Raw genomic sequence first — 19,833 nt, forward strand, 5'->3', positions numbered from 1 at the left:
GAGGATGACGTGGGTGGGAGAGGCGGTTCGTCCAAAAAACGGCGGCAGACGGGGACGCCGTCGTCGTTCACAAACTGCCCCAACTTCCATTCCGCAGAGTAGAACAATGAGCCAATCGAAAGCCATGATCCTGGGCTGCAGCGGCCTGACGCTGACGCCGGACGAAATCGCCTTCTATCGCGACGAGCAGCCCTGGGGGTTCATCCTTTTCGGACGCAACGTTTCCGAACCGGCGCAGATCGCCGATCTTGTTTCCGCGCTGCGCAACAGCGTCGGCCGTGATGCGCCGGTGCTGATCGACCAGGAGGGCGGTCGCGTACAGCGCATCCGCCCGCCGGTCCTGCCGCACTATCCGTCGGGGCAGGCGCTGGGTGACCTCTACCGGCAGAACAGAGAGGCGGGCCTGCGGGCCGCATGGCTGATGTCGCGCCTGCACGCCTTCGATCTCCTGCGGTTCGGCATCAACGTCGATTGTCTGCCGGTGCTCGACGTGCCCGTCGAGGGTAGCAGCAACGTCATCGGCAACCGCGCCTACGGTTTCGAGCCGGTGACGGTGACGGAGATGGGGCAGGCGGCTTCGGAAGGGCTGAAGGCTGGCGGCGTGCTGCCGGTGATGAAACACATGCCGGGCCATGGCCGCGGCATGGCCGATTCGCATCATGAACTGCCGGTGGTCGGCGCAAGCCGCGCAGAGCTGGAGGCGCATGATTTTGCGCCCTTCGTGGCGCTGAAGGACGAACTGATGGCGATGACCTGCCACGTCGTCTACACCGCCATCGATCCCGACAATCCGGCGACGACGTCCAGGATCGTCATCGATGAGATCATCCGTGGCCATATCGGCTTCCAGGGGCTGCTGATGTCGGACGACACCTCGATGAACGCGCTGAAAGGCACGATCGGCGAGCGGGCCGCCAATATTGTCGCCGGCGGCTGTGATATTGTCTTGCATTGCAACGGTGCGATGGATGAAATGAAACAGGTCGTCGCCAACGTCCCGCCGCTGGCGGGTGCGTCGCTTGCGCGGGCCAAGGCAGTGGAAGCGGCATTCGGCAAGGCCGACGGGCTGGACGAGACGGCAGTCCGGGCCGAATTCGAGGCGCTCTTTGCGATAGTTTGAACGGTCGGATGTTCGGGAGTTCTGCGGCGTGAGTAAGAAGAGAGGCAAGGAACGGGCAGCCGGCGCGCCGATGGACAGCCTCTGGCAGGAAGGGGCTGCCGAACGCGCCACCGGCGAACAGGGACTGGTGATCGATGTCGCCGGTTTCGAAGGCCCGCTCGACCTGCTGCTTCACCTTGCCCGCAACCAGCGGGTCGACCTGTCGCGGATTTCCGTGCTGGCGCTCGCCGAGCAATATCTGCAGTTCGTCGAAAGCGCCCGGCGCATCCGCATCGAGCTTGCCGCCGACTATCTGGTCATGGCCGCCTGGCTCGCCTATCTCAAGTCGCGGCTGCTGATCCCGCAGCAGGCAAAGGATGACGGCCCGTCCGGTGAAGAGATGGCGGCGACGCTCGCCTTCCGCCTGAAGCGTTTGGAGGCGATGCGCAACGCCGCGACGCAACTGGTCAACCGCAGCCGGCTCGGTCGCGACGTTTTCCCGCGCGGTGCGCCGGAACATATTCCCGACACGCGGCAATCGGCCTACGAGGCCAATCTCTACGATCTGCTGACGGCCTATGCCGCCCTGCGCCAGCGTCACGCCGTGACGGCGGTGACCATCGAGAAGCGGCAGGTCTGGTCGCTGGCGGAAGCCCGCGATATCTTGTCGCGGATGCTCGGCGAGACGGACGACTGGATGGCGCTCGACCGTTATCTGCTGCGTTATCTTTCCTCGCCACGCGAGCGCGCCACGGCGATTGCGTCGGCTTTTGCGGCATCGCTGGAGATGGTACGCGAAGGGCAACTGGAGATCCGCCAGGACGGCGCATTCGAGCCGCTCTACATGCGCCGCGGCCAGAAGCGCGATACCAGTGCGGAACGGGAGTAAGGCGTGAGCGATCTGGGTGAGGAGACTGGCGACCTTGCGTCGACCGGTCCGGAAAAGGACGAGGCCGCGGAACGCAATGCGGCCGAGGCGGAACGCATCGCCGAAGCCCTGATCTTTGCTTCGGCGCAACCGGTTTCTGAAAGTTTCATTGCCGAAAGGGTCGCCAAGGGTGTCGATGTCAGGGCGATCCTGCTCCGTCTGAAGGCGTTTTATGCCCTCCGGGGCGTCAATCTCGTTCAGGTGGGCGATCATTGGGCGTTTCGCACTGCCCCGGACCTGTCCTTCTTTATTCGGGCCGACGATACCGAGTTCCGCAAGCTTTCGCGGGCGGCGCTGGAGGTTCTGGCGATCGTTGCCTATCACCAGCCGGTGACGCGGGCGGAGATCGAGGATATTCGTGGCGTTCAGACGTCGCGGGGTACGCTTGACGTTCTGATGGAGGCGGGCTGGGTGCGGTTTCGCGGGCGGCGGCGCACGCCGGGACGGCCGGTCACTCTCGGTACGACCCGCGATTTCCTCGATCATTTCGGCCTCGAGGATGTCCGTGACCTGCCGGGCCTGGAAGAACTCAAGGGCGCCGGATTGTTGTCCGGCCGTATCCCGCCGGGGTTCAACATCCCCGTGCCGTTGACGCAGGACGATTTTGCCGAGGATGAGGATCCGATCACGCAGATGGATCTCGAGGAGCTTGGCCTGCTGCCGCCAGGCGGACCGGGCGACGAATAGCCGACGTTTTCTTGGCCATAATACCGGCGGATAGCGCTGCTATGAAGCGGCATGAAGTACCGTTACCGTAAAGACGTTGGCCGTGGACCGTATCCGTGGAGAGATATCCACCGCGTTTACGCATTCCCGTTGGCGCATTAAGGCTGCGGGCATTTGGTGTTTGAAAAAAATGTGTAAACGTCTTACATCGATACGACGTGAAAACAGGGAGTAACGAGTTATGGGTTCTTTCAGCATGTGGCACTGGCTGATCGTTTTGGCGATCGTCCTGCTGTTGTTCGGCCGCGGCAAAATTCCGGAGCTGATGGGTGATGTCGCCAAGGGCATCAAGAACTTCAAGAAAGGCATGACCGACGAAGAAGCTCGCGATCAAGCGAAGACGGTCGATCACAAGGCTGATGAAAGCAAGTCGTAACGCCCGGTCTGGCGCGGCTGATCACCAGCCGCGATGACTTCTGGAGCCTGAGTGATGTTGGATGTTGGCTGGACCGAGCTTTTGGTCATAGCGGTCGTTCTGATCGTTGTGGTCGGTCCCAAAGATTTGCCGCCGATGCTGCGCGCGTTCGGCAAGATGACGACACGATTGCGGGCGATGGCGGGCGAATTCCGCTCGCAGTTCGACGAAGCCTTGAAAGAGGCGGAGCTCGACGATGTCCGCAAGACCATCGGGGATGCGCAGAAGCTCAACCCGATGAATAGCATTCGTGATGCTATCAATCCTCTGCGCCAGACAGCAAACGAGATCAAGGCCGACCTTCAGCGGGCCGCGACCGTGGAAACGCCGGCCGTTTCGGAAACCAAGGCGACGGCCGAGGCTTCGTCCGGGTCCGTTACCCTGCCGGAAATCGATACGGCGCTGGCGCAACCTCCCGTCGTTTCTCCGGCAACCACTGTGGAAACCGCAGCCGCTTCCGCATCGGTTGCTGCCGCGGAGAATGGCTCGGCGACGGCAGCATCATCTGCCGTGGCTTCGGCCGAAAAGCCTGTTTCGGCAGGATCTTCGCCGGTATCCGAGCCGGCCGTTGCGACTGACAAGAAGGACGGCGCGGCATGACCAACGATATCGACGACAAGCCGCAGCCGCTGATCGAGCACCTTATCGAGCTGCGCCGCCGGCTGATCTGGGCGCTGGCAGCATTCTTCCTCGCCTTCATTCTCTGTTTTGCTTTTGCCAAGCAGCTCTTCAACTACCTGGTCATCCCCTATAAGTGGGCGGTGCTCTGGGCGGGGCTCGATGTTGCAAAATCGGAACTGATCTACACCGCGCCGCAGGAATTCTTCTTCACCCAGGTGAAGGTGGCGATGTTCGGCGCCATGGTCATCGCCTTCCCGGTGATCGCGGCGCAGATCTACAAGTTCGTGGCACCCGGCCTCTACAAGAACGAACGGGCGGCATTCCTGCCGTTCCTGATCGCTTCGCCGCTGCTGTTCCTGCTGGGCGGCGCGCTCGTCTACTTCTTCTTCACGCCGATGGTGATGTGGTTCTTCCTCGCCATGCAGCAGGCGCCGGCGGAAGGCGAGGTGGCGATCTCGCTGATGCCGAAGGTCTCCGAATATCTGAGCCTGATCATGACGCTGGTCTTCTCCTTCGGCCTGGTGTTCCAGCTGCCGGTGGTGACCACGCTTCTGGCGCGGGTCGGTTTTGTCACGGCCGACGGGCTGGCGGGGAAACGCAAGTATGCGATCGTCATCGCCTTCGTCGTCGCGGCCGTTTTGACGCCGCCCGATCCGATGTCCCAGATCGGCCTTGCACTGCCGGCGATCCTTCTCTACGAGATTTCCATCTATGCGGCGCGAGTCATCGAACGCAACCGGGCCCGTCAGGTCGCCGGTGACGAACGATCTTCCGACGTCGTAAATGCCGGCGACGCCTGACGCCGGCTCATGCCGTTGTCGCACTTTCGTGCTCCTGATGACGGCGGACTTCGCCGGCACAGGGTCTGGTCACACCTCGGTCGGTTTGCGTGAATTCAACGACCGGGGACGACGATGCACGATATCAAATGGATCCGCGACAATGCCGAGGCCTTCGACGCCGCGCTGAAGAAGCGCGGTGCGGACGCACAGTCGGAAAGCCTGATCGCGCTGGACGAGAAGCGTCGCGCGGTGATCCAGCGGCTGCAGGACATTCAGTCCCGCCGCAATTCGGCCTCCAAGGAAATCGGCGCCGCCATGGCGCAGAAGAATTCGGAACTGGCCGAAAAGCTCAAGGCCGAAGTGGCCGAGATGAAGACCTCCCTGCCGGCGGCTGAAGAAGAAGAGCGGCTGATCAATGCCGAATTGACCGACGTCCTGTCGCGCCTTCCCAACATCCCGCTGGACGACGTGCCTGTCGGCAAGGACGAGCACGACAATGTCGTCAAGCATGTTGTCGGCCAGAAGCCCGGCTGGAACCATCCGGCGAAGGAACATTACGAAATCGGCGAAGCCCTGGGCTTGATGGATTTCGACCGGGCGGCAAAGCTGTCGGGAGCCCGTTTCACGGTTCTGACCGGTGGATTGGCCCGGCTCGAGCGTGCACTCGGCCAGTTCATGCTCGACCTTCACACGCGCGAGCATGGTTATACCGAGGTCAGCTCGCCGCTGATGGTGCGCGACGAAGCGATGTACGGCACCGGCCAGCTGCCGAAATTCTCCGAAGATCTCTTCAAGACCACCGATGGTCGCTGGTTGATCCCGACTGCGGAAGTGACGCTCACCAATCTGGTCTCCGGCGAAATCCTCGAACAGGACAAGCTGCCGCTGCGCTTTACGGCGCTGACGCCGTCCTTCCGTTCGGAAGCCGGTTCGGCCGGGCGCGATACGCGCGGCATGCTGCGCCAGCACCAGTTCTGGAAATGCGAACTCGTGTCGATCACCGACGCGGAAAGCTCGATAGCAGAACACGAACGCATGACGGAATGCGCCGAGAAGGTGCTGAAACTGCTCGGCCTGCATTTCCGCACCATGACGCTGTGTACCGGCGACATGGGTTTTGGCGCCCGCAAGACCTACGATATCGAGGTGTGGCTGCCGGGGCAGGACACCTATCGCGAAATCTCGTCCTGCTCGGTCTGCGGCGATTTCCAGGCGCGGCGCATGAATGCCCGCTATCGCGGCAAGGACGACAAGGCGACGAAGTTCGTGCACACGCTGAACGGCTCCGGCATCGCCGTCGGCCGGGCGCTGATCGCGGTCCTGGAAAACTATCAGAACGAAGACGGCTCCGTCTCGGTGCCGGATGTGCTGCTGCCCTACATGGGCGGACTGACGAAAATCGAACGGGCCTGAACGCGCCGGCGAGGACAAGATGCGGATTCTGCTGACGAATGACGACGGCATTCATGCCGAAGGCCTGGCGGTGCTGGAGCGCATCGCCCGGACCATTTCCGACGATGTCTGGATCGTCGCGCCGGAAACCGACCAGAGCGGGCTTGCTCACTCGCTGACGCTCTCCGAACCGCTGCGGCTCCGGAAGATTTCCGACAAGCATTATGCGCTGCGGGGCACGCCGACCGATTGCGTCATCATGGCGCTGCGTGAGGTCCTGGGCGGCAAGCCGGACCTCATCCTTTCGGGTGTGAATTCCGGCTCCAACCTCGCCGACGACGTCACTTATTCCGGGACCATCGCCGCGGCGATCGAAGGCACGCTGCAGGGCGTTCGTTCGATTGCGCTGAGCCAGGCGGCAATCTATGCCGATGGCCGCCGTGTTGTGCCGTGGGAGATTGCCGAGACCTTTGGCCCCAAACTTCTGCGGCAGGTGATGGATACGGAACTGCCCGACGGCACCTTCCTCAACCTGAACTTCCCCAACTGCAAGCCGGAAGAGATCCAGGGCATTGCCGTGACATCGCAGGGCAAGACCGACTTCGCCCTGACCGTCGAAGAGCGTGCGGATGGCCGCGGTTTCCCCTATTATTGGCTGCGTTTCGGCGAGCGTGTCGGCAATTTCCGCGACGGCACGGACGTCGCCGCAATAAAGAACAACAAGATCTCGGTCACGCCGCTGAAGCTCGACCTGACGGACTACGCCGTTCAGGACCGGCTTGCCGAAGCGCTCGGCTCCGGAGTTGCGGGTTGACGGCGCGAGTCGCAGAACGTGAGGGTTTTGCCGCCCTTGTGCTGCGGCTGCGTGCCGAAGGCATTTCCGATCTCGACCTGCTGACGGCGGTCGAGCAGACGCCGCGTTCGCAGTTCGTGCCGCCGGAATTTGTCGATAGCGCCTATTCCAGCCGGACGTTGCCGATCCCTTGCGGCGCGTTCATGGAAGGTGCCGATATGGCGGTGCGCCTGCTCGACCGGCTCAAGCTGAAGCCGGGCCATCGCGTCCTGGAGGTGGGAACGGGCAGCGGTTTCACCGCCGCCGTCATGGGCCGAATCGTCGAACGCGTGCTGACCATCGATCGCTATAAGACGCTGACCAATGATGCACAGCAGCGCATGGACGCGCTGTCGCTGCGCAATGTCATTGTCCGGCACGCCGATGGCAGCGTCGGTTTGCAGGGCGAGGGGACCTTCGACCGTATTTTGGTCACCACCGCCTTTCCGGCCATGCCGCGCTTCTACGTCGAGCAGCTCGTTTCCGGCGGCTCGATGATTGCACCGCTGATGGCGTCGGAGGACAGCTGTCGGATGGTACGGCTGACGCGTGTCGGCAGCCGTTTCGAGCGCGACGATCTGTTCGAGGTGCCCTATATGCCGATCGTCCCGAAACTCGCCGCGATCTTGTGAGCATTCTCCCGCAACCAGCGGTATTTCGGGGCGTTTTAGCGGTTTCCCACATTCCGCATGGTTATCAATTTGTCAAAATAGGGCGTTTGGGCCGGCGCTCTTAACCGCGTGGTAACACTAACGCGCTTTAATAAGACCTGTATCAGTCGCGTATTGAGTAGGTCGTTTTCATGCGTAACAGTGTATCGCCGGGTATCGGAAAGTCTGCCGTACGTGTTCTTGCTGCGGCATTGCTGGCCAGCGCGGTAAGTGGTTGCAGCTCCGATGTTTCGCGCTTCGGTGGGCTGTTTTCCAAGTCCGATAACATCACGACGAACTCCATTCCGCGTCGTCCCATCACCGGTTTGAACGGTGAAGCCCCCATTCCATCGCAGGACGTTGCGCAAGGCGTCAATACGCGCCGCGAAACGTTGTCGAATCGCGATGAGGCGCTGAATCAGCCGTTCCCCGAAGAGCGGCAGGTCTCCTACGATCCGATCAGCACGGCCACGGCAAATGGCTCCGGAGCGCGCATGGCGACCACGCCGGTCGAGGTCCAGCGTTCCGAGCTTGCCGATCCGACCGAGGGCAATTCCTCCAAGTCCGAACGCGACGTGGCGCTGGCGCAGCCGTTCCCGACCTCCAAGAAGGAGACGACGGAAAAGGCCACGCCCGATCCGTTGACGACTGGCACCACCTCGAAGGGCGGCTGGACGACCTTCAACGCGCCTAGCGTCAAGCTGAAGCCGGGCGAGTCGGTTGCCACCCTGTCGAAGCGGTATGGCGTGCCGGAGAAGGAAATCCTGCAGGCGAACGGCCTGAAGAGCGCGTCCGCTGTCGTGCCCGGTCAGAAGATCGTCATCCCGACCTATGGCAAGCCGCGCAGCATTGCCAAGGAAACGGCTGAGGCGGGTGATATCCCCACCGACAAGAAGATCCCGATTCCGGAAAAGACCCCGGATCAGGTCGCTGTGCTGCCGACCACCTCGTCGAGCCGCGACAAGTCCCAGGCGACCGCTGACGCCGCAAACGGCAAGCTGACGCCGGCCGATGGCGGCAAGAAGAAGGGCGACAAAGCAGAGACGGCAGCCACCGGCACTTATGTCGTCAAGCCTGGCGATTCGCTTGCCAAGATCGCCAAGGCAACGGGTGTTTCGGTGCAGGAACTAAAAACTGCGAACGGCATGAACACGGCTTCGCTGCGTATCGGCCAGACGCTGAAGGTTCCGGCTGGCGCCGGCAACGCCGACGACGTCAAGACCGCGTCGATCCCGACCGGCAAGGAAACCAAGAAGGGCGACACCAAGAAGGTCGAGACCGCCTCGACCGGCAAGCAGCCCGAAGAATACAAGGCGCCGATTTCCAAGCAGACCGTCGCAGACGTCGAGAAAAAGAGCGACGTTACCGAGGATGCGCCGGAAACCACCGGCATCGGCAAATACCGCTGGCCGGTGCGCGGCGCGGTGGTTGCCGGTTACGGCGCCAACGTCGAGGGCAACCGCAACGACGGTATCGATATCTCGGTTCCCGAGGGCACGCCGATCAAGGCCGCCGAAAACGGCGTGGTCATCTATGCCGGCAACGGGTTGAAGGAACTCGGCAACACCGTTCTGGTGCGCCACGACGACGGTACGGTCACCGTCTACGGCCATGCGGACGCGCTGAACGTCGCCCGTGGTCAGAAGGTGACGCGTGGCCAGGAACTGGCGACCTCCGGCATGAGCGGCAACGCCAAGTCGCCGAAGGTGCACTTCGAGGTCCGCAAGAACGCCACCCCGGTCAACCCGATGACGTTCCTCGAATAGGACCGGTTTCAGGCCCGCATATCGCAAGATGCCGAAACCCCGTCATGATGGCGGGGTTTCGGCGTTTCAGCCGATCCGCACGCGAAGGCGGCCGGCCAGATCCTGGATGTATTGCCATGCCACACGGCCGGACCGACCGCCGCGGGTTGTTGCCCATTCCAGCGCCTCGGCCTTTAGCTTATCCGGATCGATGCCGAGATTGAAGTGGGCGGCGTAGCCGTCGATCATCTTCAGGTAATCGTCCTGGCTGCATTTGTGGAAGCCGAGCCAGAGGCCGAAGCGATCCGACAGCGAGACCTTTTCCTCCACCGCTTCCGACGGATTGATGGCGGTCGATTGCTCGTTTTCCATCATGTGGCGCGGCAGCAGGTGGCGCCGGTTGGAGGTGGCATAAAACAGCACGTTGTCCGGCCGGCCCTCGACGCCGCCGTCCAGTGCCGCCTTCAGCGACTTGTAGGCGGTATCGTCATGGTCGAAGGACAGGTCGTCGCAGAAGACGATGACGCGGTGATCGACGGTCTTCAGCATGTCGAGCAGCACCGGCAGGCTGGAAATATCCTCGCGATGCACCTCGACCAGCTTCAGCGACACGCCGCTTTCACGCCTGACATCTTCATGCACCGCCTTGACCAGCGAGGACTTGCCCATGCCGCGGGCGCCCCAGAGCAGCACGTTGTTGGCCGGGAAACCTTCTGCGAAACGGCTGGTGTTTTCGTGCAGGATATCGCGGACGTGGTCGACACCACGGATCAGCGACAGCGCCACGCGGTTGGGGCGGGCGATCGGCTGCAATTGTTGGCGCGCCGGCGCCCAGACGAAACAATCGGCGACGGCCCAGTCGTTTGCCGCTGGTGCCGGTCCCGCAAGGTGCTCGACGGCATCGGTGAGACGGCGGATTTCAGCGATCAGAGCGTCGTATCTCTTGTGGCCCATGGTGCTCTCCCTTCGATATTTACCGTTTCCCCGGGGCTTATCCCGGCAATTTGCAGCCGGGTAGCATGGCGTTTGGGGGTCGAAAAGGTTAAGAGGCGGGAAATCGGTACTGTCTCCGGCTGTTTTTGTTGCATTCGCCCTGTGCGCAACTATATTCCGGCCACCCGACGAAAGATGGCCCAGAGCCCGGTCGTTCCAGAAGTTTCAAGGAGTTTTTCATGTTCATCACCGAGGCATTCGCCCAATCGACAACCGGCGCAGCGCCTTCCGCTTTCGGCTCGGGCCTGGAAATGCTGTTCCTTTTCGTACCGCTGATGGTCGTCTGGTACTTCCTGCTGATCCGTCCGCAGCGTGCCCAGGCCAAGAAGCGTGAAGAGACGCTCAAGAATATTCGTCGCGGCGACCAGGTCGTGGCTGGCGGTATTGTCGGCAAGGTCACCAAGGTCGTCGACGACAAGGAAGTGGAAGTCGAAGTCGCCGAAGGCGTGCGCATCCGCGTCGTCCGCGCCTTCATCGGTGAAGTCCGCGTCAAGGGCGAGCCGGTCAAGACCGAGGGCGGCAAGGAATAAGGACCGCTGAGTTTCCAGCGGGCAGGTAAGGTCTCATGGCAAAGGGCATAGAAATCCGCGCGGCGCATTTTCCCGGCCGCGCGCCGATCGACAGCTACGGCAACGGTGGTTTCCGTTTCGCAGACATGTCGCATCGCGGCTCCATCCTTTGCCTTCCTTCCGGCATCCATGGCTGGGATATGGCCGCCGACACGCCGTTGACGACCGAGCATTTCGAACGTGTTCTCGACGAGGCAGGGGACATCGAGGTGCTGTTGGTCGGCACCGGTGCCAATCTGCGGATTTTGCCTCCGGCGCTAAAAGCGGCGCTCAAGGCGCGCGGCATCGCTTCCGATCCGATGAGCACCGGGGCCGCCGTGCGGACATTCAACATCATGCTGTCCGAAGCGCGTGCCGTCGCCGCCGCGCTGATCGCTGTCTGATCATCCGGCAAGGCAATCGCTTGAGCGACACCGAGAAAGCCAATTTCGATATCTGCCTGGCGACGTTGCGCGACACGGATCGCGACCGTTATCTCGCCTGCCTGTTATCGCCGGAGGACAAGCGCGGCCCGCTCGCCGCGATTTATGCTTTTGGTGCCGAACTTGCCCGTATCCGTGATCTGGTGCGCGAGCCGTTGCCCGGCGAGGTGCGGCTGCAATATTGGCGAGATCTGCTCGAAGGGCAGGCGCATGGCTCCAGCGAGGCCAATCCGCTCGCCGCAGCCCTTCTGACGACGATCGATCGCTATCGCCTGCCGCGCGCAACCTTCGTGGCGATGACGGAAGCACGCATCTTCGACCTCTACGACGATCCCATGGAGGATCGCACCGCGCTCGAAGGTTATGCCGGCGAGACGGCCTCGGCGCTGATCCAGCTGGCGAGCCTGGTGCTCGATGCCGAAACTGCGGCAAAATCGGCCGAGGCGGCCGGACATGCGGGCGTGGCGCAGGCCATCGCCGGCCTGCTGCTGCTCATGCCGCTGCACCGGCGGCGCGGCCAGACCTACGTTCCCCTCGATCTGCTGGCTGCCACGGGGCTTGACCGCGACACATTCCTGGCCGGCGAAGACAAGGCGCGCATCGCCGCGGCGATCGATGCCTTCGCCGGACTTGGTCTCGATCATCTCGCCAAGGCCCGCCGGGCTGCAAGCCTTTTGCGCTCGACATTTCCGGCCTTCCTGCCTGTCGCACTGGCGGAACCGGTGTTGCGAAAGGCTCAACGCGCAGGCGCATCCTTATTCGACCGCTCGCTGCAGTCCCCGCAATGGCTGAGGCAATTGCGGTTGATGCGAGCTGCCTTCCGCCAGCGATTCTAAAGAATTTCCGGACGCAAAATCGCGAAGCACTTTTGCTGGAATTGCTTTAGGGCGCGCCGGTTCCCCGTAAAATGTGTAACCGCTTGGTTTAGCTGCAGATATTTTCGTCCTTCCGCGATGAAACCATGGCTCGCCCGTCGGCTTGCCGCCCATTGGCGGCCCGGCGGACGCGTCCATCACATCCGCGCAAGCTTCAGCAGCTATCAGACCGCCGAGAGCGGCGCAGGTGCCGCCGGCTGTAAGGAGATGCGATTTGGGTCTGGTGGCTTGGGGCGTGGTCGTTGTTCTCGTCGTAGTCTTTGCTTTCGTGACCACACGAATGACAAAGCAGACCTCCGAGGACAATTTGCATGACATGGGGCTGGCGATCATGGAGTTCGGGCGTGCTTTCCCGAACGAAGCGATCCGCGACCTGCATGCGACAAAGGACGGCAACACCGTTTTCGTGCGCCTGCACGACAACAAGGCCGGTTTCATGCGCAACATGCGCGGCCATTATTCCTGCCATCTGATCGAGCCCGGAATGGCGCGCGTTCGGCCCACGGCAAGCGGCAAGGGCCTGATTGTCGAGTTCACGGAAACGCCCGTTCATAGCGGCCAGTTCGAATTTTCTTCCGCCGAGGATGCTGCCGAGGTTTCGCTGTGGTTGCTCGGCAATCTGGTGGCGATGGCCGACAAGATCGATCTTGCCCGGCCATCCGCCCAATCCTGACGGGCGTCAGGCTTTTCCAAGCCAGCGGGCGCAATCGGCAAGCGCCCGCTTTGAGATCAACTGTCGCTTCATGATCGTCTTGTCCTTGCCGCGGAACCGCTTGACGCCTTCCGGCTTGACGATCGAACCGGGTTCCAGCTCGGGAAACAATCCGAAATTGATGTTCATCGGCTGGAACGAGCGTTTTCCAGGCTCTTCGTCGTTAACCAGGTGTCCGCCGGTGATGTGGCCGAGCAGGGAGCCGAGAGCGGTGGTGGCCGGCGGCAGAGCCAGGCTTTCGCCTTTGCGTTCCGCAGCCGCGAAACGGCCCGCGAGCAGGCCGATGCTGGCACTTTCCACATACCCTTCGCAACCGGTGATCTGGCCGGCAAACCGCAGGCCGGGCCGCGTCTTCAGCGTCAGCGAGTGGTCGAGCAGGGTCGGGGAGTTGATGTAGGTATTGCGGTGCAGGCCGCCGAGGCGGGCGAATTCGGCGTTTTCCAGGCCAGGGATCATTCGGAAGATGTCTGCCTGGGCGCCGTATTTGAGCTTCGTCTGGAAACCGACCATGTTGTAGAGCGTGCCAAGCGCATTGTCCTGGCGAAGCTGGACGACGGCATAGGCCTTGACTGTCGGATTGTGCGCGTTGGTCAGGCCCATCGGCTTCATCGGCCCGTGGCGCAGGGTTTCGCGGCCGCGTTCCGCCATCACCTCGATCGGCAGGCAGCCGTCGAAATAGGGGGTGCCTTCCCACTCCTTGAAGCCGACGGTATCGCCGGCGATCAGCGCATCAATGAAGGCGTGATACTGCGTTTCATCCATCGGGCAGTTGATATAGTCCCGTCCCGTTCCGCCAGGGCCGACCTTGTCGTAGCGCGACTGATACCAGCAGATATCCATGTTGATGCTGTCGCGGTACACGATCGGCGCAATGGCGTCGAAGAATGCCAAGGCATCGGCGCCGGTTTCCGCCTGGATGGCCGCAGCCAGATCCGGCGAGGTCAGGGGGCCGGTGGCGACGATAGCCAGGTCCCATTCCTTCGGCGGCAGGCCGCGGATTTCTTCGCGGCTGACCTCGATCAGCGGATGGTTTCCGATCGCTGCCGTCACGGCAGCCGAAAACCCGTCGCGATCCACCGCCAGCGCGCCGCCAGCCGGAACCTGATGCTTATCGGCGCAGGCCATGATCAGCGAGTTCGCCAACCGCATTTCCGCGTGGATGACACCGACCGCATTGCTGGTGGCATCGTCGGAACGGAAGGAATTCGAGCAGACGAGTTCGGCGAGATCGTCAGTCTTGTGCGCATCGGTGCCGCGCACGCCGCGCATCTCATGCAGGATGACGGGAATGCCGGCTTCGGCGATCTGCCAGGCTGCTTCCGAGCCGGCGAGGCCGCCGCCGATGATGTGGATGGGGGAATAGGAGGATGCGTTTGTCATGGCGGCTGCTTATCACGCCGGCCCGCCGGTTCCAATCACCACCCGGTGAAAACGGCTGCCCAGCTGGCTGCCGGTGACAAGGAAGGCGCCACGCATGGCGCCTTCCAGGATGCAACGTCATTTATTGCAAGACCTGCACGACGGTGTAGGTCTGCGGATCAACGATGACCCGTTGTTCGTTGACGATCGTATAGGCGTAACGCGGATCCTCGGGCACGGGTGTCAGTACCACATCCTGCGGAATGACATGGCCGACCACGACGGGTTGCTCAACAACGATGGATCGCTGCGCCGGTTGTTTTTCGACATAGGTGACGACACGTTCCGGCGGCGGGTCAATGGCCGAACCGATCACGGCACCAGCGACGCCGCCAACGGCCGCACCGACAGGGCCGCCGACAATGGCGCCGGTGACAGCCCCGCCTGCGGCACCGTTCACGGCGCCATCATCTGCGTGGGCTGCGGTTGCAAATGCACCAAGCGCGACAACGGCGCTTGCCAAAATTACCTTCTTCATCGTCTTTCTCCTCGTTTCACTCTTTTCATTTTGTCGAGAGAACGGGGGCAAAACACCGATGCGAGGGAATTGTTCCGGGTAAAATGAGGTCTGGTAGGAGAGCGCTCGAGACTGCCGACCTGCAATTCGAGAAGGCAAAAAACGAAAACGGCGCCAACATGGCGCCGTTTTGGGCATTCCCGAATTCAAGCTTCGCGATTAGCGAAACGAACGGGAAGCGATATTGCGGATATCGTAGCGGGTGATGCCGATGTCGGTCAGGGCCTGGTTGGACAGGTTGCCGAGTTCGGCGAGCGTACGGCGGTAGGAGATCCAGTTCTTGGCGATACGAAGCGGGTTCATGGTGGTTTCCTCTAATCTTTCAGACTTGTTGGGTTGCTGAGCTTGCGGTGTTGTCCGCATCAGCGAGTGACCACTTTATACGCTTGTAAAACAAAAATGTGCAGTGCAAAAAACGAGCGACTGCTATGCGTTTGTGCACTGCAATGTCCAAAAAATCGCCAGAGGCCGCAAACTGGGCATCTTATTTCGGCCGCAGCCGTTAATGCCGATTAATAGATGCACAAACGAAAACGCCCCAGGCGGGTGCCAGGGGCGTTTTTCGAACTCCATTCCGGCAGGGCCGGAGGAGCGATAATCAGAAGCCGACGGCCTGACGGGCAACGCGGCGGATGTCGGAACGGTCGATACCGAGGTCGTGCAGTTCGCGGTTGCTCATGCGGTCGAGTTCGGTAACGGTCTGACGATACTTGCGCCAAGAATTGAAGCTGCGTGCAATGTTCATGGTCTTACCCCTTTTCCTCAGTGTGTCCGGCTGCCCTTCGGTGCCGTTCAATTCGATGAGAGGAATATATGGTGCGGTGCAAAAAACAAAAAGAGCCAATGCAACATGTCACCTATGCGTTTCGCGCATTTCATGGCGGGTGTTTCGCCTTTTTGCTGACCATTTTATGAGCATTCGTGACGGAGTTCGCCACACTGGTTAAGGCGGCGTTAAGGTCCGGCGGCGCGATGCTGTCGAGCAGGATCCATCGTGTGGAAATGGGAGGGCAGAAACAACAACGCCCACCGGGGGAGGAGGTCCGGTGGGCGTGTTTTGTTTGACTGACGACTGGGAGGAGGAGTGCCGTCAGTCCAATCGGAGAAGCGCTGGGAGGAGGAGTGCGCTGCTCCGAAACCGTTTCGCGACGATTGTCGCTGTCAAAGTCTTGCTTGTCGAAGCAACGTGCCTGCCGTTCCGGAACCCTGTCCGGAGGTGCAGATCGCAGAGCCATCATGGCTCTTTCCGCTGCCGTTCGACACAAGAACTATAGGCCATTTTACCCCGCATTGTGCAGCGCAATATACACATGGAAGTCCTGCGTTAAATGCATGGCTCAGCTGGTTGTGGCGCTTTCCATTGCCGATCCAGGCGACAGCACGACGATCTGCGAATATAAAGCCTGCATGGCGCGTTCTTGAGACGGCGCCGATGCGGCGTGCGTGCGGAGGGGCTGGAATGTATCGCGGCAGGTTGGAGAGGGATCTCGGGCTTTGGGTCGAGAAGGGATTGATCGCGCGTCCGGTCGCCGACAGTCTCTTGAAGGAACTGGATTCACGCGAGTCGAGTTTCAGCGTCGGCCAGTTTTTGATCATCGTTGCGGCAGTGCTGATATCGGCAGCCATCCTCCTCCTGGTTGCTTCGAACTGGGAGGCTATTCCGCGCCTTGTGCGCGTCGGTACGCTGGTCGGCCTGATCTGGGTCTTTCATGGGGTCGCGGCGCTGTGTCTTGCCCGCGGGCGAAAGGGGCTGGCGGCGGCCAGCCTGATCATGGGCACGATGACCTTCGGCGGCGCAATGTCGCTGATCGGCCAGATGTACCACCTTTCCGGCGATGCCTCCGATATGATGGTGGCCTGGTTTGCGGCTTCGGCATTTTCGGCGGCAGTCTTCCGTTCCGGCGCCCTGGCGGCGATAACCGGCTTCCTCGCCTGGGGCTATTTCGCCTCTCTCGGCGCCGATTTCGATTTCGAGTGGGATCTGCTGCCGGCGCTCGTCGTGCCGGCCATGGCGCTGGTGGTCATGGCGCTGGTCTACTACACGAAGGCTGATCGGGTACGCCATCTTGCCTATTTGCTGATGATGGCCTGGCTTGTCTGGTATTATCTCAGCCATGACAGCGTGCCGACCGCCATTCTGCTTGCCGTCATTGGCGCGATCGGTTTCCTTCTCGCCGGCCTTCCCCTGTCTCCGCTCTATCCGGCGGCGAAGCGCGCCGGTGCCGCGCCCGCCTTTTATACCTGCCTGCTCTGCATGATCGGTCTCGGCCTGCTGCACGCCGAATATGACGAATCGCTGGGCCGCCTGGTGGTTGGCGTGATGACGATGATTGCCGCCGTCACCTCGATCGTCGTCTGCGGGCGGGATAACGGCGTCGTCCGCTACCTCGGCTACCTCGTGTTTGCCGGCGAGCTTCTTTATCTCTCGTCGGTGACTGTCGGTTCGATCATCGGCACCTCGGGCCTCTTCCTCGTCTCGGGCCTCGTGGTCGGCTTCACGGCCTGGGCGGTGATCCAGCTTGAAAAGCGTCTTTCCGGCAAGCCGGCGGAGGTGAAGGCATGACCCGGTTTTCCCGCATTCTTCTCGCCGCACTTGCCGTCTGCGTGCTGCAGACGGGTATTCTCGGCTATATCATCGGCAGCCGCGCGGCGATCCTGCGATCCGGCACCGAAATTCTCCTGAAGACGGCGCCGGTCGATCCGCGAGACCTGCTGCGCGGCGATTATGTCGTCCTCAACTATGAAGCCTCCACGATTCCTGCTTCTGCCATCGTCGGACCGCAGCCGAAGGAGGCGGAGAGGGCCGTGCTTTGGGTAAGGCTTGCCAAGGGAGAGGACGAGTTTTGGATCGTCAAGGAAGCATCCTTCGAACATTTGGAACCAACGGACGGAAACGTCGTGCTGAAGACCTTGCCGTTCCAGTTCTATCCGTCGTACTCCGAGGCCGGCCTGCAGATTCAGTATGGTATCGAGCGTTTCTATGTGCCGGAAGGCGAGGGCAAGGTGCTTGAAGAAGCCCGCAATGAGCAGGCACTGACGATCGCCGCCCGCGTCTCCTCTAGCGGCAAAGCGCAGATCCGCAGCCTGCTGATGGATGGCAAGCCGGTCTATGATGAGCCGCTTTATTGACGTCGCAGCCCAAAAAAGAGGTTTTTTGACCGTCATTCAAGCTTCATTTTTCCTTTGCGCCGGGGCGAACGGGTGATATAGAGACGCCGCGCTCCGGACGGCCTCATGCGCCAGCAGTGTCATGCGGTTCAGGAACGCGGGTATGGTGAAATTGGTAGACACGCCAGATTTAGGTTCTGGTGCCGCAAGGCGTGGGAGTTCAAGTCTCTCTACCCGCACCAAGACTGCCGCAGCGGCGGGGGAGAGGCTACCTCACGTTTGCTTGGGACCACTGCGCCATTTTGCTCGTCAAAATGACAAGGGATTGCATTTTAAAGCCACGTCCGGGAATTGAATTCCGGCGTCGTGCTCGTCGAAACCAACGGCTGTCTGGGCACGGCCGCCATGAAATGAAGGTAAGAAGATGCAGGTTATCGAAACGCTCGCTGAAGGGCTGAAGCGCGAACTCAAGGTGGTCATTCCGGCCAAGGACATGCAGGCTCGCATGAACGAGCGCCTGGCGGAAGCCAAGGACAAGATCCGTATCAACGGTTTCCGTCCGGGCAAGGTGCCGGTTTCGCATCTCAAGAAGATGTACGGCAAGTCGATCATGGCCGAACTCGTCAACGAGATCGTCCGCGACCAGCCAACGTCGATCCTGTCCGAGCGCGGCGAAAAGTCCGCGACGCAGCCCGACATCAAGATGACCGAGGACGAAGCCGAAGCCGACAAGATCCTCGCCGCCGAGGTTGATTTCGAATTCACGCTCTCCTACGAAGTCATCCCGCCGATCGAGATCCAGTCGACCTCCGGCATCAAGGTCACGCGCGAAGTCGTCGAGATCGCCGATGAAGAAGTCAACGAGCAGATCCTGAAGATCGCCGAGAGCGCCCGCTCCTACGAAGAGAAGAAGGGCAAGGCCGCCGATGGCGACCGCGTCACCATGGATTACCTCGGCAAGGTCGACGGCGTTCCGTTCGACGGCGGCAAGGACGAAGACGCACAGTTGGTTCTCGGCTCGGGCCGTTTCATCCCCGGCTTCGAAGAGCAGCTCGTCGGCCTCAAGGCTGGCGATGAGAAGGTCATCACCGTTACCTTCCCGGCTGAATACCCGGCTGCAAACCTTGCCGGCAAGGAAGCCACCTTTGACATCACCGTCAAGGAAGTTGCTGCTCCCGGCGCCGTCGAGATCAACGACGAACTGGCTTCCAAGCTTGGCATCGAATCCGCCGACCGCCTGAAGGAAGTCGTTCGCGGCCAGATCGAAAGCCAGTATTCGTCCGTCGCCCGCCAGAAGGTGAAGCGTCAGATCCTCGACCAGCTCGATGCCGTCTATCAGTTCGAAACCCCCGGCCGTCTGGTTGACGCCGAGTTCGACAACATCTGGCGCCAGATCAACACCGATCTCGCCCAGTCCGGCAAGACCTTCGAAGACGAAGACACGACCGAAGAAAAGGCACGCGAAGAATATCGCAAGCTGGCCGAACGCCGCGTTCGCCTCGGTCTCGTTCTCTCGGAAATCGGCGAAAAGGCCGGCATCCAGGTGAGCGACGAAGAAATGCAGCGCGCTCTCTATGAGCAGCTCCGCCAGTTCCCTGGCCAGGAAAAGGAAATCCTCGACTTCTTCCGCAAGACGCCGGGTGCTTCCGCTTCGCTGCGTGCGCCGCTGTTCGAAGAGAAGGTTGTTGACCACCTGCTCTCCGAAATCGACGTCACCGACAAGAAGGTAACGAAGGAAGAGCTGCTGGCCGACGACGAAGCCGAAGGCGCAGAAAAGGCCGACGAGAAGAAGGCCGCGCCGAAGAAGAAGGCTGCCAAGGCCGAGGCTGCAGAAGGCGAAGAAGCCGCTGCTCCGAAGAAGAAGGCCGCTTCCAAGAAGAAGGCCGACGACAGCGCTGAATAATCGGGTTTGGAGCGCCATCGTTTGGTGGCGTCTCCGTTCCAACGATCAACCCCGCCACTGGCGGGGTTTTTTGTGCGCAAAAGAAAACGGCCGGATCGCAAGATCCGGCCGTCTCTTTATCAACT

22 protein-coding genes and 1 tRNA gene are annotated in these 19,833 nt (G+C 61.4%); 18 read left to right on the forward strand and 5 right to left on the reverse strand.

Annotated features, from left to right (window positions below; genetic code table 11):
• The first annotated feature begins 106 nt into the window (after positions 1-106).
• The 10 genes from nagZ (at position 107) to ACSQ3I_RS12845 (ending at position 9,211) form a co-directional block, all read left to right on the forward strand.
• Positions 107-1,120 carry a beta-N-acetylhexosaminidase gene (gene nagZ / locus ACSQ3I_RS12800; protein ID WP_435999392.1) on the forward strand — a complete coding sequence of 338 codons (1,014 nt, stop codon included), beginning with the start codon at positions 107-109 and terminating at the stop codon, positions 1,118-1,120.
• A gap of 70 nt (positions 1,121-1,190) precedes the next feature.
• The gene (locus ACSQ3I_RS12805; RefSeq protein ID WP_435999667.1) at positions 1,191-1,988 is read left to right on the forward strand and encodes a segregation and condensation protein A; all 798 of its coding nucleotides are present in this window, start codon (positions 1,191-1,193) and stop codon (positions 1,986-1,988) included.
• A gap of 3 nt (positions 1,989-1,991) precedes the next feature.
• The gene (gene scpB / locus ACSQ3I_RS12810) at positions 1,992-2,714 is read left to right on the forward strand and encodes an SMC-Scp complex subunit ScpB (protein WP_435999394.1); all 723 of its coding nucleotides are present in this window, start codon (positions 1,992-1,994) and stop codon (positions 2,712-2,714) included.
• A gap of 220 nt (positions 2,715-2,934) precedes the next feature.
• Positions 2,935-3,129: a twin-arginine translocase TatA/TatE family subunit gene (locus ACSQ3I_RS12815; protein ID WP_109459111.1), complete on the forward strand. Its 195-nt coding sequence runs from the start codon at positions 2,935-2,937 to the stop codon at positions 3,127-3,129.
• A gap of 54 nt (positions 3,130-3,183) precedes the next feature.
• On the forward strand, positions 3,184-3,768 hold the full coding sequence (gene tatB, locus ACSQ3I_RS12820) for a Sec-independent protein translocase protein TatB (RefSeq protein WP_435999668.1): 585 nt from the start codon (positions 3,184-3,186) through the stop codon (positions 3,766-3,768).
• The gene (gene tatC, locus ACSQ3I_RS12825) at positions 3,765-4,589 is read left to right on the forward strand and encodes a twin-arginine translocase subunit TatC (RefSeq protein WP_435999396.1); all 825 of its coding nucleotides are present in this window, start codon (positions 3,765-3,767) and stop codon (positions 4,587-4,589) included. Before tatB ends, tatC begins: the two co-directional genes overlap by 4 nt.
• A gap of 114 nt (positions 4,590-4,703) precedes the next feature.
• The gene (serS, locus tag ACSQ3I_RS12830) at positions 4,704-5,984 is read left to right on the forward strand and encodes a serine--tRNA ligase (protein WP_435999398.1); all 1,281 of its coding nucleotides are present in this window, start codon (positions 4,704-4,706) and stop codon (positions 5,982-5,984) included.
• Positions 5,985-6,003: 19 nt separating this feature from the next.
• Entirely contained in the window at positions 6,004-6,777 is a 774-nt protein-coding gene (gene surE, locus ACSQ3I_RS12835; protein WP_435999399.1) for a 5'/3'-nucleotidase SurE, read from the forward strand.
• Positions 6,774-7,427: a protein-L-isoaspartate(D-aspartate) O-methyltransferase gene (locus ACSQ3I_RS12840; protein WP_435999401.1), complete on the forward strand. Its 654-nt coding sequence runs from the start codon at positions 6,774-6,776 to the stop codon at positions 7,425-7,427. The genes surE and ACSQ3I_RS12840 overlap by 4 nt, the downstream gene beginning before the upstream one ends.
• A 170-nt stretch (positions 7,428-7,597) precedes the next feature.
• The gene (locus ACSQ3I_RS12845; protein ID WP_435999403.1) at positions 7,598-9,211 is read left to right on the forward strand and encodes a peptidoglycan DD-metalloendopeptidase family protein; all 1,614 of its coding nucleotides are present in this window, start codon (positions 7,598-7,600) and stop codon (positions 9,209-9,211) included.
• Between the two features lie 66 nt (positions 9,212-9,277).
• On the opposite strand, the gene ACSQ3I_RS12850 is transcribed toward ACSQ3I_RS12845, so the two are convergent.
• Positions 9,278-10,144: an ATP-binding protein gene (locus tag ACSQ3I_RS12850; RefSeq protein ID WP_435999405.1), complete on the reverse strand. Its 867-nt coding sequence runs from the start codon at positions 10,142-10,144 to the stop codon at positions 9,278-9,280.
• Positions 10,145-10,362: 218 nt separating this feature from the next.
• Between ACSQ3I_RS12850 and yajC the strand changes: the two genes are divergently transcribed.
• The 4 genes from yajC to ACSQ3I_RS12870 all read left to right on the forward strand — a co-directional run bounded on the left by yajC (position 10,363) and on the right by ACSQ3I_RS12870 (position 12,722).
• Positions 10,363-10,713 (forward strand): preprotein translocase subunit YajC, encoded by a 351-nt coding sequence (gene yajC, locus ACSQ3I_RS12855; protein WP_435999406.1) that lies wholly within the window; start codon positions 10,363-10,365, stop codon positions 10,711-10,713.
• Between the two features lie 35 nt (positions 10,714-10,748).
• On the forward strand, positions 10,749-11,135 hold the full coding sequence (locus tag ACSQ3I_RS12860; protein WP_435999408.1) for an Mth938-like domain-containing protein: 387 nt from the start codon (positions 10,749-10,751) through the stop codon (positions 11,133-11,135).
• Between the two features lie 20 nt (positions 11,136-11,155).
• Positions 11,156-12,010, forward strand: coding sequence for a phytoene/squalene synthase family protein (locus ACSQ3I_RS12865; RefSeq protein WP_435999410.1), 855 nt, complete (start codon positions 11,156-11,158; stop codon positions 12,008-12,010).
• Between the two features lie 253 nt (positions 12,011-12,263).
• On the forward strand, positions 12,264-12,722 hold the full coding sequence (locus tag ACSQ3I_RS12870) for a hypothetical protein (RefSeq protein WP_435999412.1): 459 nt from the start codon (positions 12,264-12,266) through the stop codon (positions 12,720-12,722).
• A 6-nt stretch (positions 12,723-12,728) separates the two neighbouring features.
• Here ACSQ3I_RS12870 and trmFO read toward each other — a convergent pair whose 3' ends face one another.
• The 4 genes from trmFO to ACSQ3I_RS12890 form a co-directional block, all read right to left on the reverse strand.
• The gene (gene trmFO, locus ACSQ3I_RS12875; protein ID WP_435999413.1) at positions 12,729-14,141 is read right to left on the reverse strand and encodes a methylenetetrahydrofolate--tRNA-(uracil(54)-C(5))-methyltransferase (FADH(2)-oxidizing) TrmFO; all 1,413 of its coding nucleotides are present in this window, start codon (positions 14,139-14,141) and stop codon (positions 12,729-12,731) included.
• A 121-nt stretch (positions 14,142-14,262) separates the two neighbouring features.
• On the reverse strand, positions 14,263-14,658 hold the full coding sequence (locus tag ACSQ3I_RS12880; protein ID WP_435999415.1) for a DUF1236 domain-containing protein: 396 nt from the start codon (positions 14,656-14,658) through the stop codon (positions 14,263-14,265).
• Between the two features lie 198 nt (positions 14,659-14,856).
• On the reverse strand, positions 14,857-15,000 hold the full coding sequence (locus ACSQ3I_RS12885; RefSeq protein WP_109459097.1) for a DUF1127 domain-containing protein: 144 nt from the start codon (positions 14,998-15,000) through the stop codon (positions 14,857-14,859).
• Between the two features lie 295 nt (positions 15,001-15,295).
• Complete coding sequence (locus ACSQ3I_RS12890) at positions 15,296-15,442, reverse strand: DUF1127 domain-containing protein (RefSeq protein WP_109459096.1); 147 nt, start codon at positions 15,440-15,442, stop codon at positions 15,296-15,298.
• 714 nt (positions 15,443-16,156) lie between these two features.
• Between ACSQ3I_RS12890 and ACSQ3I_RS12895 the strand changes: the two genes are divergently transcribed.
• The 4 genes from ACSQ3I_RS12895 (at position 16,157) to tig (ending at position 19,708) form a co-directional block, all read left to right on the forward strand.
• Positions 16,157-17,260 (forward strand): DUF2157 domain-containing protein, encoded by a 1,104-nt coding sequence (locus ACSQ3I_RS12895; protein WP_435999417.1) that lies wholly within the window; start codon positions 16,157-16,159, stop codon positions 17,258-17,260.
• Positions 17,257-17,826 (forward strand): GDYXXLXY domain-containing protein, encoded by a 570-nt coding sequence (locus tag ACSQ3I_RS12900; RefSeq protein ID WP_435999419.1) that lies wholly within the window; start codon positions 17,257-17,259, stop codon positions 17,824-17,826. Before ACSQ3I_RS12895 ends, ACSQ3I_RS12900 begins: the two co-directional genes overlap by 4 nt.
• Positions 17,827-17,962: 136 nt before the next feature.
• A tRNA-Leu gene (locus tag ACSQ3I_RS12905) sits at positions 17,963-18,047 on the forward strand.
• A 182-nt stretch (positions 18,048-18,229) separates the two neighbouring features.
• The gene (gene tig, locus ACSQ3I_RS12910) at positions 18,230-19,708 is read left to right on the forward strand and encodes a trigger factor (protein ID WP_435999421.1); all 1,479 of its coding nucleotides are present in this window, start codon (positions 18,230-18,232) and stop codon (positions 19,706-19,708) included.
• Positions 19,709-19,833 lie beyond the last annotated feature (125 nt).

The sequence above is a fragment of the Rhizobium sp. LjRoot30 genome, from assembly GCF_964253915.1.
Classification (GTDB): Bacteria; Pseudomonadota; Alphaproteobacteria; order Rhizobiales; family Rhizobiaceae; genus Metarhizobium.